Source organism: Phenylobacterium parvum (assembly GCF_003150835.1).
Classification (GTDB): domain Bacteria; phylum Pseudomonadota; class Alphaproteobacteria; order Caulobacterales; family Caulobacteraceae; genus Phenylobacterium; species Phenylobacterium parvum.
The window spans coordinates 2139953-2153426 of record NZ_CP029479.1 but is presented as its reverse complement, the minus strand read 5'-3'; the positions used below and the strand labels follow the sequence as shown (position 1 = coordinate 2153426).

The following is a 13474-nucleotide window of genomic DNA, read 5'->3' as shown; positions in this document are numbered from 1 at the left end:
GTTCCGTCCTGCGATGAGCGTCCTGCATCTCCTGGGAACGGCCGGCGAAGGCGGCGCTGAGACCTATTTCGTCGACCTGGTGACGGCCCTGTCCGGAACCGGGCTGGCGCAGTCGGCGGCGATCCGCGGCAATGCGCACCGGCAGGCGGCGCTCACGGCGGCTGGGGTCCCGACCCGGGTTCTGAGGTTCGGCGGCCCCCTCGACCTGCTCACCACCCCCCTTGCGGGCCGGTTCGCCCGTGGTTCGGGAACCCGCCTCGCCCTGGCCTGGATGAACCGGGCCGCCCGCCACACGCCGAAAGGGCCCTGGGCCCGGGTGGGTCGCCTGGGGGGCTATTACAACCTCAAGTACTATCGCGGCTTCGACGCCCTGGTGGCCAACACCGAGGACATCGCCGACTGGATCGTCGCCCAGGGCTGGCCAGCCGGGCGGGTCCGCTGCATCCCCAACTTCGCCGCACCCGCCGAGGACGCCCGGCCCGTCGACCGGGCCGGCCTCGACACCCCTGCCGATGCGCCCCTCCTGCTGGCCATGGGTCGGCTGCATGAGGCCAAGGCCCACGACGTGGCGCTCGAGGCCCTGGTGCGCCTGCCCGACGCCTTCCTCTGGATCGCCGGCGCCGGCCCCGAGGAGGGGCGGCTGAAGGCCCTGTCCGAGAGCCTGGGCCTGGCTTCCCGGGTGCGCTTCCTGGGCTGGCGCACCGACGCCTCGGCCCTTTACCGCACCGCGGACCTGTGCGTCTTTCCCTCCCGCTACGAGCCCCTCGGCAATGTGGTGATCCAGGCCTGGGCCCACGGCCTGCCCGTGGTGGCGGCGGCCTCCACCGGCCCGGCGGCCCTGATCCGCGACGGGGAGGACGGCCGGCTGGTCCCGGTGGACGATCCCGCCGCCCTGGCCGGGGCCGCCCGCGCCCTGCTGGATGATCCGGCCGCCCGCGCCGGGCTGGCCCAGGCGGGCCTTGCACGGGTCGCCGGGGAATTCTCCCAGGCCGCCGTCGTCGCCCGGTGGGGCGATCTCTTCAGCGAATACGGGGCGGGCTGATGTGCGGCATCGCCGGCGTACTGAATGGCGAGCGCCTCGCCACGGACCTGATCGCCGCCCTGGCGCACCGTGGGCCTGACGGCATCCGGACCGAGAGCCTGCCGGGCGCGAACCTGGCCCACGCCCGCCTGTCGATCATCGACCTGGAGGGCGGCTGGCAGCCCCTGCACGCCGCCGGCTCGGTGGTGGTGGGCAATGGCGAAATCTACAACTACCTGGAACTGGCGGAGGATCACGGTCTCGGCCCCATCCTGGCCACCGGCTCCGACTTCGAGCCCCTTCTGCACCTCTACGCCCGCGAGGGTCCGGACGCCTTTCGCCGGCTGCGCGGCATGTACGCCTTCTGCCTGGTGGGCGGGGACGGGCGCACCTGGCTGGTCCGTGACCCCTTCGGCATCAAGCCCCTCTACCTGCTGGAGCGGGACGGGGCCGTCATCTTCGCCTCCGAACCCCGCGCCTTCCTGGCGGCGGGCCTGATCGACCCGGTCATGGACGCCTCCGCCGCCGAGGACCTCCTGGGCCTGTCCTACACCACGGGGAAGGCGACCATCTTCCCGTCCCTGCGGCGCATGGCCCCTGGCGAGATCCTCGAGGTGACGCCCGCCGGCCTTGTGCCCCACCCGGGCCGCCCCAGCCTTCCGGCCCGGGCGCCGCGGCGGGAGGCCGATGAGGCCGCCCTGGTCGACCGGCTGGACGCGGTCCTGGAGGAGAGCGTCCGCGTCCACCAGAGGTCCGACGTTCCCTACGGCCTCTTCCTGTCCGGCGGCATCGACAGCGCCGCCATCGCCGCCCTGATGGCGCGGCTGTCCGACCGTCCCGTGACAGCCTTCACCTGCGGCTTCGACGCCGAGGGCGCGGCGGACGAACGGGGCCAGGCCGAGCGCGTGGCGCGCGCCCTCAACCTCGACTGGCGCGAGGTGCGCTTCGATGAGAGCGAGTTCTGGCGTCTCCTGCCGCGGGTCGCCCTGGCGCTCGATGATCCCACCGCCGACTACGCCGCCCTGCCCACCTATCGCCTGGCCGAGGCGGCCCGGGACTCTCTGCGCGTGGTGCTGACGGGGGAGGGGGGCGATGAACTCTTCGGGGGCTATGGCCGCTATCGCCGCGCCCTCCGGCCCGCCCTGTTGGGCGGTCGCCCCGCCGACCCCCGCCCCGACCGTCCTGAGGTCCTTGCCCGCTGGCGGGAGGCTGGACGCCCGCCCCGTGGCCTGTCGACCCTGCAGTCGGCCCAGTGGTCGGACGTGGCCACCTGGCTACCCAACGACCTCCTCATCAAGCTCGACCGCTGCCTGATGGCGAACGGCCTGGAGGGGCGCACCCCGTTCCTCGACCCAGAGGTCGCTGACTTCGCCTTCACCCTGCCGGATCGCTTCAAGGTGCGCGGCCGGTTCGGCAAGTACCTGCTCAGGGCCTGGCTGGCGCGGACCTGCCCAGCGGCGGCCCCCTGGGCGCGGAAGCAGGGCTTCACGGTTCCTGTCGAGGCCTGGATCGCGCCCCGCGCCGCCGACATCGCCCCCCGCGTAGCCCAGGTGGAGACCATCCGGCGCCTGCGAACCCCCGAGGCGGTCGCCGCCGCCTTCGCGCCGGGCGGCAAGGGGGCCTGGCCCCTGCTTTTCCTCGCCGTCTGGTCGCTGATCCACCTGGAAGGGGCCGAGCCCGCCGCCGCCCTGGAGGGGTGTACAGGACGCCTGTAGCGCCCTCGACGGGGCGCCCGGACTGTGCGTTACTGACCCCGGCCCGTTGAAGGGCCCTGGGGAGGACACAATGACCGACATCACCATGGCGCCGGGAAAGCTGAATGTCGGGGCTATCTTCAGCCAGGCCTTTGCAACCTTTCAGTCCAAGCTCCTGTTCTTCGTCTTCGCGGGCCTGATGTTTGGCCTTCCCGGCCTGGTGGCGAACGGCCCCCTGCTGCTGATCGGGATCCTGCTGACTCTCGCGGTCGGTGCGGTTACGGACATCCTGACGGTGCGGGCGACGACGGGGCCGCTGGGCGCCGACGCCGGTACGGAGTTCGTGCCGGCCGTACAGGCGGCCCTGCCGAAGTTCCTACCTGTGTTTCTGACATCCCTACTGGTGTGGATTTTCGTTACTCTCGGCTTGATCGTTCTGGTTGTCCCCGGGGTGTTCCTCGCCGTCATGCTTACGGTCTCGACCGTCGCCTGCATCCTGGAGGACCGGCCTCCGATGGAGGCCCTGAAGCGCAGCCGGGAGCTCACCCGCGGGAACCGCTGGCGGCTGCTCGGGCTCGTGCTGATCCTCCTCCTCTTCTACACCGCAGCCGGCCTGCTGGGCGAGATCCCGACCGCCGGGATCGGGGCCCTTGTGGCCCCGGTCGTGTCTGCGGCGGCGGGGGGCCTCCTGGGGGTCTTCGGGACGATTGTCGTGACCCACACCTTCCTCGAACTGCGCCGTCTTAATGAGGCCTCGGCCCCGGCGCCGCTGGTCTGAAGGAGTCCCCGTATGACCGACATTTCGTTTGCGCCCAGCAAGCTTCCCGTCATCGCGACCTTCGAAAAGACCTGCAGGGCCTTCCTCAAGGCTCTGGGCCCGCTGGCGCTCCTGATGCTGCTTCTCATCGGCGTCACCGTCGCCGGGCTGGTCGCCATGGCCATACCGCTCGCCGGACTGGGACTTGCCCTGCAGAGGGGCCTTGGGCTTGATCCGGAATCGCTGCCGTTCGGGCTCGCCATGGCGCCCCTGATCCTTGGCTTCATCGGGGTGTTCATCGCCATCGTCCTGCGGTTCGCCGTCGCCCAGTACAAGCTGGCGGACGCCTCCGCTGAGGGGCGGAACCCGAGGCTGATGGACGTCCTGCGCGACCCGAAGCCCAGCCTTGTCAGCTTCTTCCTGCTGACCCTGGTCGTCGGCATCTTCACCCTTCTGGGCATGATCCTGTTCATCGTTCCCGGGATCATGATCGCCCTCGCCTTCTGCATGGCGCCGATGGCCATGATCTTCGAGGGGAAGGACCTCGGCGACGCGCTCCGGCGCAGCCGGGACCTGACCCGGGGCAACCGCTGGCGACTCCTCGGGCTCTTCATCCTCTCGGGGCTTCTCTTCTTCCCGGCGTCCCTCCTGACGAGCCTTCCCCTGGATAGCGACCCGGACATCGCCCTTTCGCCGCTCACCGGCGTCTTCTTCCTACTTAATCTTGCGGTCTCATTCGCGAGCTCGATCTTCACCGTCGTCCTGGCGGTGACGATCTATCGGTCGCTCCGCGCCCTGAAGGACGGCCCGGCCGTGGCCCCGGCTCCGGCTCCGGAGGCCTCACCCGCCGCCTGACAGGCCCTGGCGTTCGGAGGCGAAGCCGCGGTCGCGGATGGCCTGCCACCAGGCCTGGTTCTCGACGTACCAGCGCACGGTCTCGTCCAGGCCCTGGGGGACCGGCGTGCGCGGGGCCCAGCCCAGCTCGTCGCGGATCTTCGAGGCGTCGATGGCGTAGCGGAAGTCGTGGCCCGGCCGGTCGGTGACGAAGGTGATCTTGTCGGCGTGCGGGGTGTTGGCCGGGGCATGGCGGTCCAGGGCCTCGCAGAGCATGCGTACGACCTCGATGTTGCGGCGGGTGGAGTCGCCGCCGATGCAGTAGGTCTCGCCCAGCCGGCCGCGGTCCAGAACGGTGAGCAGGGCCTCGGCGTGGTCGTCCACGTGCAGCCAGTCGCGGACCTGCCGGCCATCGCCGTAGACGGGGATGGTCTTGCCCTCCAGGGCCCGCACCACCACCGTCGGGATCAGCTTCTCCGGGAACTGGAAGGGGCCGTAGTTGTTGGCGCAGTTGGTGATCACCACCGGCAGGCCGTAGGTCCGGCCCCAGGCCCGCACCAGATGGTCGGCGCCGGCCTTGGAGGCGGAGTAGGGCGAGTTGGGGTCGTAGGGCGTGGCCTCGCTGAAGGCGCCGTCCTCGCCCAGGGCGCCGAAGACCTCGTCCGTCGAGACATGGTGGAAACGGAAGGCCTCGCGCCGGCCCGGGGGCAGGGCGGACCAGTAGAGTCGCGCGGCCTCCAGCAGGACGGCGGTCCCCAGGACATTGGTGCGCACGAAGTCGATGGGGCCGTCGATGGCCCGGTCGTTATGGCTCTCGGCCGCCAGGTGCATGAGGGCGTCCGGCTGGTGGCGCTCGAAGATGGCGGCCACCGCGGCGGCGTCGCAGATGTCGGCGTGCTCGAAGACATAGCCGGGAGACCGCGCCACGGAGGCGACGTTGTCGAGGCTGGCGGAATAGGTGAGGGCGTCCAGGTTGACCACCTGCCGTCCTTCGCCGACGGCCCTGCGGACCACGGCCGACCCGATGAATCCTGCGCCGCCGGTGACGATGAGCTTCATCTGGGGACCTGCCTTCAAGAACCTTCACCCGTTCCTAGCGACGTTCGGGACGCAAGGGAATCCGCCGGGCGGGTTGAGGCGCCCTGCGTCGGGGCCTAGAGTGGAGTCGCAAGAAGGGCCGCCCCGCCGCGGGACGCCCCCGCGAGCCGGCTTCCCCGGGGGAGACAGGCCCGCAGACCAGGGAAGAGCCAGGGCATGGAGGCTTCGGTCGTCAGACGCGAGGGCCCCTCAGGGGGCTTCGGCGGCGGCCCGCCCCGCGGCCCGGGAGGCCCCGGCGGACCCGGTGGGTTCGGACCGGGCCGGCGGCCCGGCATGCCGGACCTGACGACGGGCCCCATCGGCCCCACCCTCGTCACCTTCGCCCTGCCGGTGCTGGGCACCAACATCCTCCAGTCCCTCAGCGGCACCTCAAACGCCTTCTGGGTCAGCCATGTCCTGGGGCCAGCCGCCCTGACCGCCACCACCAACGCCAACCAGGTCTTCTTCCTGATGATGGGGGCCATGTTCGGGGTCTCCATGTCCGCCAACCTGCTGATCGGGCAGGCGATCGGATCTGGGAACCGCGAGCTCGCCAAGCGCGTGGTGGGCACCTGCATCATCTTCTTCCTGGCCATCTCCCTGCTGGTCGGCCTTACAGGCTTCCTGGCCACGCCGGGAATACTGGCCGCCATGGGCACCCCGGGCGACGCCCGGGCGGACGCCACGACCTATCTGCGGGTCATCTTCATGGCGATCCCCATCATGTACTTCTTCTCCTTCGTGCAGATGGCGCAGAGAGGGACGGGGGACTCTCGGACACCCTTCTATTTCGCCCTCCTGGCCATCTCGATGGAGGTCGTGCTCAATCCGATGCTGATCACCGGGTTCGGGCCGTTTCCCCGGATGGGCATCGCCGGGTCCGCCTCCGCCACCCTGATCTGCCAGGGGCTGACCCTTGCGGCGATCATCTTCTGGCTGCACCGGAAGGACTCGATCCTGATCCCCCGGCCGGGTGAACTTCGGAACCTGATTCCCGATCCCAGCATCATCCGCAGCCTGGTCTTCAAGGGCCTGCCCATGGGCCTGCAGATGTTCATCATGTCCTTCGCCGCCCTGACGATGACCAGCTTCGTCAACAGCTATGGCTCGACCACGGCGGCGGCCTACGGCGTGGCCATGCAAATGTGGGCCTATGTCCAGATGCCGGCCATGGCCCTCGGCATGGCGGTCTCGTCCATGGCGGCCCAGAACGTCGGGGCCGGGCGGATGGACCGCGTGGACCAGGTGGCCAAGACCGGCATTGGCTACGCCGCCCTGCTCAGCGCCCTGCCGATCCTCCTGATCTATGCGGCCGGGCCCCTGGCGCCCCGGCTCTTCCTGCCGGAGGGCAGCCCCTCCATCCCCATCGCCCAGCACATCAACTATTTCGTCCTCTGGGGATTCATCCCTTTCGGCATGAGTTTCATCCTCTCGGGCATCGTGCGGGCCACCGGCTCGGTCTGGCCGCCGCTGATCTCGATGATCATCGCCATGTGGGGCATCCGCATCCCGGTGGCGACCCTGCTCCAGCCCTGGCTGGGCGCCGACGCCGTCTGGATCAGCTTCCCAATCGGGTCGATCGCCTCCTGCCTGCTGGCCCTGGCCTGGTACCGCTGGGGCAACTGGCGCAAGTCGAGCCTTCTGGCCGCCTTCGCCCCCAGGAGTGGGGAGCCTGAACCCAACCTCGCCGCGGCCCCGCCCCGGGTGGACACCCCCTGACCCCGGCTTGAGCTTCCATCAGGGCTCCATCAGGGCCGAGTAGACCAGGGTCCGCAGCTCGCGCCGGATCGGGTAGGTCGACGAGCCCATCAACTGGGTCAGGAAGACCACGGCGATATCCTTGACCGGATCGATCCAGAAGGCCGTCGAGGCCGCCCCCCCCCAGTAGTACTCGCCAGGGCTGGAGGTCAGCATGGCCCGGACCGGGTCGAAGGTGACGGCGAAGCCCAGGCCGAAGCCCACGCCGGCGTTGGTCGCCTCCGAGAAGAGCGAGCGCGACAGCATGGTCAGGTCCTGGCCGCCCGGCAGGTGGTTGGAGGCCATGAGGCGCAGGGTGGCCGGCGCGACCAGGCGATGGCCGCCCAGCTCGCCGCGGTTCACCAGCATCCGGCAGAACTTCATGTAGTCGTCCGCCGTCGAGACCAGGCCGCCGCCCCCTGAATGGAAGCTCGGCGTGCGGTGATAGGCGCTGGTGGCCGGATCGTCCTGGAGGGTCAGGCCGCCCTGCGGGGTCGGGGCGTAGCAGGCCGCAAAGCGGTCCGCCTGGTCGGGGCGGACGCTGAACCCGGTCTCTGTCATGCCGAGGGGTGCGAAGATCCGGTCGGCCAGGAAGTCCTGGAAGGGACGCCCTGAAATCCGCTCGACCAGGACCCCCAGCACGTCGGTGGAGACGGAATAGTTCCAGGCTTCTCCCGGCGAGAACTCGAGGGGCAAGCGGGCCAGGGCGTCGACGAAGCCCTGGGTGTCGAGGTCGCCATGGGAGTCGGCGATCTTCAGCTTACGGTAGGCGGCGTCGACATTGGTCCGGGTCTGGAAGCCATAGGTCAGGCCGGAGGTATGCCGCAGGAGGTCCACCATCTGCATGGGCTGCGACGGCGGGGTCGTCAGGTAGGGACCGGTCCCGGCGGAGAAGACCGCCAGGTCCTTCCACTCGGGAATGAAGCGCGCGACCGGGTCGTCCAGGGCCACCGCGCCCTCCTCGACCAGCATCATGAAGGCCAGGCTCGTGATCGGCTTGGTCATGGAATAGATGCGGTAGACATCGTCCCGGGTGGAGGCGCGACCCCGCTCGCGGTCCGACAGGCCCTGGACGCTCTCGTGCACGAGGTCGTCGCCCCTCAGGACCTGGACCTGGGCGCAGGGTAACCGGCCCGTATCGAGGTACTTTTCCTTCAGAAACCGGTCGAGGCGCGCCAGCCGTGTGCTGGAGAATCCGTGGGATTCAGGTGTGCTCATGTCCGGTTTCCTCCACTGGGCCCTCAGGGCGCCTCTCCCCGACCTTGCCCCGCCTGCGCCTTCCGGGAAAGCCCGCCGTTGCGCAAATTCTCAGGCCGTCAGATAGTCGGAAAAACACCACGCCGCCTGCGGGCGGCCGGGAGGAAAGACATGGCCTGGGACTTCGAAACCGATCCTGAATTCCAGAAGAAACTCGACTGGATCGAGGACTTCATGCGCGAGGAGGTCGAACCCCTCAGCCACCTTGGCATGGCCGCCCACGGCCCCCTGGGCCGCGAGAAGTTCATCAAGCCCCTGCAGGACAAGGTGAAGGCCCAGGGCCTGTGGGCCTGCCACCTCGGCCCCGAGCTTGGCGGCCAGGGCTATGGCCAGCTGAAGCTGGGCCTGATGAACGAAAAGCTCGGCCGCAACGGCCTGGCTCCCACCATCTTCGGCTGTCAGGCGCCGGACACCGGCAACGCCGAGATCATCGCCCACTACGGCACGGACAAGCAGAAGGAGCAGTACCTCTGGCCCCTCCTGAACGGCGAGATCCGCTCGGCCTTCTCCATGTCGGAACCCACCGGCGGTTCTGACCCCCTGACCTTCCGCACCCGCGCCGTGCTGGACGGCGACGAGTGGGTGATCAACGGCGAGAAGTGGTACTCGACCAACGCCCGCTGGGCCAAGGTGCTGGTGGTCTACGCCATCACCGACCCTGACGCGAAGGACCCCTACCGGCGCACCTCCATCTTCCTGGTGCCCACCGATACCCCCGGGGTCCGCATCATCCGCAACGTCGCCGTCGGCGCCGGCGGCGAGATCGGCGGCGGGAACGAGGGCTATGTCGAGTACAAGGACGTCCGGGTTCCCTACGACGCCCTGCTGGGCGAGCGCGGCGCGGCCTTCGTGATCGCCCAGGTGCGCCTGGGCGGCGGCCGGGTGCACCACGCCATGCGGACGGTCGGCGCCTGCAAGCACGCCCTGGACCTGATGTGCCAGCGGGCCGTCTCCCGCACCACGCGCGACGGCCGCCTGGCCGACCTGCAGATGGTCCAGGAGCAGATCGCCGACTCCTGGATCGCCCTGGAGAGCTTCCGCCTCCTGGTGCTGAGGACGGCTTGGCTGATCGACAAGCACAAGGACTACAATATGGTCCGTAAGGACATCGCCGCCATCAAGGTGGCCATGCCCAAGGTCTACAACGACATCGCCACAAAGGCCGCCCACCTGCACGGCGCCCTGGGTGTCTCGAACGAGATGCCCTTCATGCATATGGTCACCAGCTCGCTGGTGATGGGCATCGCCGACGGCCCGACCGAGGTGCACAAGGTCACCCTGGCCAAGCAGGTGCTCAAGGACTACCGGCCCGACAACGACCTCTTCCCCAAGTACCACATCCCCCGCCTGCGCGAGGAAGCCCAGGAGAAGTTCTCCAAGGAGCTTTCGGAGATGAAGGAAGAGTACGCCCGCCGGGCTCGGGACGCCGCCTCGGCCTGAGCCGGCGTTGATGCGGTTTCCAGGGGGCGTCCTTCGGGGCGCCCCTTTTCCTTTTTGACTTGATCGCCGTCGCGTTAGGCCCTCAGGGTCCCGGCCGTCGTCCAGTTCCCGCCGAGACCCCTTATGCCGTCTGACTCCACTCCCGAATGGCCCGTCATGTCGATCGCCGAGGCGCACGCGCGCCTGACGGCGCCGGGCCAGCGGTTCGAGATGGAGGAGAAGGTGATCCGTGGCGTCGCCCAGCGGGTGTGGAAGAACGCCCCGCCCACCCTGCGGGACATCTTCCTCAATGGCCGCACCTTCGGCGCCCGCGAGTTCCTCGTCTACGAGGACGACCGCGCGACCTATGAGGCCTTCGCCCGCGCCACCATCGCCCTGGCCCGCCAGCTGCAGGCCGACGGCGTGCGCAAGGGCGATCGGGTCGCCGTCATCATGCGCAACCTGCCGGAGTGGCCCGTCGCCTTTTTCGCCGGGATCCTGGCCGGGGCGATCGTGACGCCCCTTAACGGCTGGTGGACCGGGCCGGAGCTGCAGTACGGACTGGCGGACTCCGGGACCAAGGTGGCCCTGGTGGACGATGAGCGCCTGGAGCGGATCGCGCCTCACCTGGACGAGCTTCCGGACCTCGAGAAGATCTATGTCGCCCGCCTGCCCGCTGGCGCTGACCCCGGCCCGCGGGCCGCCCGGCTGGAGCAAGCGATCGGTCCGGTCAACAGCTGGATGGACCTTCCCGACGCGCCCCTTCCCGACGTGGCGATCGATCCGGAGGATGATGCGACCATCCTCTACACCTCCGGCACCACGGGCCGGCCCAAGGGCGCCCTGGGCACCCATCGCAACATGACCACCAACGTCATGACCAGCGGGATCGCCGCCGTCCGGAACTTCCTGCGTGCCGGCCAGCCCCTGCCGGAAAGCGACCCGCACAAGCTGCCCCAGCGCAGCTCGCTGCTGGTCGTGCCCCTGTTCCACGCCACGGGCCTGTCGGCCACCCTCGGCCCCACCATGAACGCCGGCGGCAAGATCGTGCTCATGCGCCGCTGGGAGGCCGAGCAGGCCATGCAGATCATCGAGCGCGAGCGGATCGACGCCACCGGCGGCGTGCCCACCATCGCCTGGCAGCTGATCGAGCACCCGGCCCGGGCGAAGTACGACCTGTCCTCCCTGGTCTCGGTCTCCTATGGCGGCGCGCCTTCGGCGCCGGAGCTGGTGCGGCGCATCGTCGAGGTGTTCCCCGGCTCTGCGCCGGGCAATGGCTGGGGCATGACCGAGACCACGGCCACCTTCACCAGCCACACCGGCAAGGACTACGAGGCCCGGCCGGACAGCGCCGGTCCCGCCGCGCCGGTGGGCGAGATGCAGATCCGCGATCCTGGCGACGGGATCACCCTCTTGCCGGTCGGGCAGGTGGGCGAGCTGTGGGTCAAGGGCCCGCAGGTGGTGAAGCTTTACTGGAACAAGCCCGAGGCGACGGCCGAGACCTTCCGCGACGGCTGGCTCCGCACCGGCGACCTCGCCCGCCTGGACGAGGAGGGCTTCATGTTCATCGTCGACCGGGCCAAGGACATGCTGATCCGCGGCGGCGAGAACATCTACTGCGTCGAGGTCGAGAACGTCCTTTTCGACCATCCGGACGTGATGGACGCCGCCCTGGTCGGGGTTCCCCACAAGACCCTTGGAGAGGAGCCCGCCGCCGTGGTCCACCTGAAGCCCGGCGGAACCGCCGGCGAGGCCGAGCTGAGGCAGTGGGTGCGCGAGCGCCTCGCCGCCTTCAAGGTTCCGGTGGAGGTGCGGTTCTGGCCCGAGCCCCTGCCGCGCAACGCCAACGGCAAGATTCTCAAGACCGAGCTCAAGACCGTGTTCGAGGCCCGGGAATGACCGCCGCTGCGCCCCTGATCGTCGGACTGGGCGGCACCACGCGGGCGGGCTCGAGCACTGAGCTTGCCCTGTCGGCGGCCCTTTCGGCGGCGGAAGGGCTGGGCGCCCGGACCCGGCTGGTGGGCGGCGCCTTCCTGGCCGAGCTCCCCATCTATGACCCGCGTCCCGGCGGCCCGTCGGAACGCCAGGCGGAACTGGCGGACATCGTGCGGGGCGCTGACGGCCTGATCCTGGCCACGCCCGGCTATCATGGCTCGCTCTCGGGGGTGGTGAAGAACGCCCTCGACACCCTGGAGCTTCTCCGGGAGGATTCCCGTCCCTATTTCTCGGGGCGCGCCGTCGGGGTGATCGTGACCGCCGCCGGCCCGCAGGCTTCGGGAACGACCCTGACCGCCGTACGCTCGATCATTCACGCCCTTCGCGGCTGGCCGACCCCCTACGGGGCCGCCATGACCGTCAACAGCGCCTCCTTCGGCGAGGACGGACGTCCGCGGGAGGCCCACGACGCCTGGCAGCTCGACACCGTCGCCAGCCAGGTCGTCCAGTTTGCAAGGATGAGGTTCACGTCATGAAGCGTCCCTATCTCGTCACCGACCCGCCGGCCTCCGCCCCGGGCGAGTCCGCCATCAGCCCCATCGAGGACATCATCGAGGACGCCCGCAACGGCCGTCCCTACATCCTGGTGGACGCCGAGGACCGCGAGAACGAGGGCGATGTCATTATCCCGGCCCAGTTCGCCACGCCCGAGCAGATCAACTTCATGGCCAAGCACGCTCGCGGCCTGATCTGCCTGTCGATCACCGGCGAGCGGTCGCGCCAGCTGCGCCTTCCGCCCATGTCGGCGGACAACCAGTCGGGGCACGGCACCGCCTTCACCGTCTCCATCGAGGCCCGCGAAGGCGTGACTACCGGCATCTCGGCCCATGACCGGGCGCACACCATCGCCGTGGCGGTGGACCCGACCAAGGGCGCGGACGACATCGTTTCGCCCGGCCACGTCTTCCCCCTGGTCGCCCGGGACGGCGGCGTCCTGGTCCGCGCCGGCCACACCGAGGCCGCCGTGGATATCTCGCGTCTTGCAGGCCTGAACCCGGCGGGTGTCATCTGCGAGATCATGAAGGACGACGGGTCCATGGCCCGGCTGCCTGACCTGATCGTCTTCGCCCAGACCCATGGCCTGAAGATCGGCACCATCGCCGACCTCATCGCTTACCGCCGGCGGACCGAACGCCAGGTGGAGCGGGTGCTTGAGACCCCGGTGGAAAGCGCCTTCGGGGGTCGCTTCAGGATGGTCATCTACCGCAACATCCTGGACCGGACCGAGCACATGGTCCTGACCCGCGGGCGCATTGAGGCCGACCGTCCGACCCTGGTGCGCATGCACCGCCTCGACCTCGCCGCCGACGTGATCGGGGCCGGTGGGGTGCGTTCGGGTTTCGTGAGCAAGGCCCTGGAGACCCTCGGTGCAGCCGATGGCGCGGGCGTCGCGGTCTTCATCAGCGACTCCAACCCGTCGTGGCTTTCCGAGCGCTATGGCGCCGACCCTGCGGTGGATCATGGCGCCAACGTCCTGCGGGACTATGGGGTCGGGGCCCAGATCCTGATCGACCTCGGGGTAAGGGACATGGTCCTCCTGACCAACTCCGCCACCGTTCTGCCCGGCTCAGCCGGCTATGGCCTACGGATCGTCGAGCGCCGCCCCCTCGACTGAACCGGGGATTCCGGAGTATAAGACCCCCGCTTTACGCAGCGCCCGGCCGAAAGGTCGGGCGCCGTCAT

At 69.6% G+C, this 13474-nt stretch carries 11 protein-coding genes; 9 read left to right on the top strand and 2 right to left on the bottom strand.

Annotated features, from left to right (window positions below; translation table 11 throughout):
• Nucleotides 1–13: 13 nt before the first annotated feature.
• The 4 genes from HYN04_RS10190 (at nt 14) to HYN04_RS10175 (ending at nt 4327) form a co-directional block, all read left to right on the top strand.
• Entirely contained in the window at nt 14–1042 is a 1029-nt protein-coding gene (locus tag HYN04_RS10190) for a glycosyltransferase (protein ID WP_110450658.1), read from the top strand.
• On the top strand, nt 1042–2736 hold the full coding sequence (asnB, locus tag HYN04_RS10185; RefSeq protein ID WP_110450657.1) for an asparagine synthase (glutamine-hydrolyzing): 1695 nt from the start codon (nt 1042–1044) through the stop codon (nt 2734–2736). Before HYN04_RS10190 ends, asnB begins: the two co-directional genes overlap by 1 nt.
• Before the next feature lie 70 nt (nt 2737–2806).
• Nucleotides 2807–3493: a DUF7847 domain-containing protein gene (locus HYN04_RS10180; RefSeq protein WP_110450656.1), complete on the top strand. Its 687-nt coding sequence runs from the start codon at nt 2807–2809 to the stop codon at nt 3491–3493.
• 12 nt (nt 3494–3505) lie between these two features.
• Nucleotides 3506–4327, top strand: a complete 822-nt coding sequence (locus HYN04_RS10175; RefSeq protein WP_110450655.1) for a YciC family protein — start codon at nt 3506–3508, stop codon at nt 4325–4327.
• Here HYN04_RS10175 and rfbB read toward each other — a convergent pair.
• A complete protein-coding gene (gene rfbB, locus HYN04_RS10170; protein ID WP_338418725.1) occupies nt 4313–5383 on the bottom strand; it encodes a dTDP-glucose 4,6-dehydratase in 1071 nt (356 codons plus the stop codon). The two genes, HYN04_RS10175 and rfbB, sit on opposite strands and share 15 nt — an antisense overlap.
• 294 nt (nt 5384–5677) lie before the next feature.
• Here rfbB and HYN04_RS10160 point away from each other — a divergent pair, with 294 nt between their 5' ends.
• Entirely contained in the window at nt 5678–7102 is a 1425-nt protein-coding gene (locus tag HYN04_RS10160; protein ID WP_110450652.1) for an MATE family efflux transporter, read from the top strand.
• 18 nt (nt 7103–7120) lie between these two features.
• Here the strand turns inward: HYN04_RS10160 and HYN04_RS10155 are convergent, their stop codons facing one another.
• A complete protein-coding gene (locus HYN04_RS10155; protein ID WP_110450651.1) occupies nt 7121–8338 on the bottom strand; it encodes a serine hydrolase domain-containing protein in 1218 nt (405 codons plus the stop codon).
• A gap of 150 nt (nt 8339–8488) precedes the next feature.
• Here HYN04_RS10155 and HYN04_RS10150 point away from each other — a divergent pair, with 150 nt between their 5' ends.
• From HYN04_RS10150 to ribB, 4 genes are all read left to right on the top strand, one after another.
• Nucleotides 8489–9817 (top strand): acyl-CoA dehydrogenase family protein, encoded by a 1329-nt coding sequence (locus HYN04_RS10150; RefSeq protein WP_110450650.1) that lies wholly within the window; start codon nt 8489–8491, stop codon nt 9815–9817.
• 156 nt (nt 9818–9973) lie between these two features.
• Complete coding sequence (locus HYN04_RS10145; protein WP_241962606.1) at nt 9974–11695, top strand: class I adenylate-forming enzyme family protein; 1722 nt, start codon at nt 9974–9976, stop codon at nt 11693–11695.
• Complete coding sequence (locus HYN04_RS10140; protein WP_110450648.1) at nt 11692–12267, top strand: NADPH-dependent FMN reductase; 576 nt, start codon at nt 11692–11694, stop codon at nt 12265–12267. The genes HYN04_RS10145 and HYN04_RS10140 overlap by 4 nt, the downstream gene beginning before the upstream one ends.
• Nucleotides 12264–13406, top strand: coding sequence for a 3,4-dihydroxy-2-butanone-4-phosphate synthase (ribB, locus tag HYN04_RS10135; protein ID WP_110450647.1), 1143 nt, complete (start codon nt 12264–12266; stop codon nt 13404–13406). Before HYN04_RS10140 ends, ribB begins: the two co-directional genes overlap by 4 nt.
• The last annotated feature ends 68 nt before the right edge of the window (nt 13407–13474 follow it).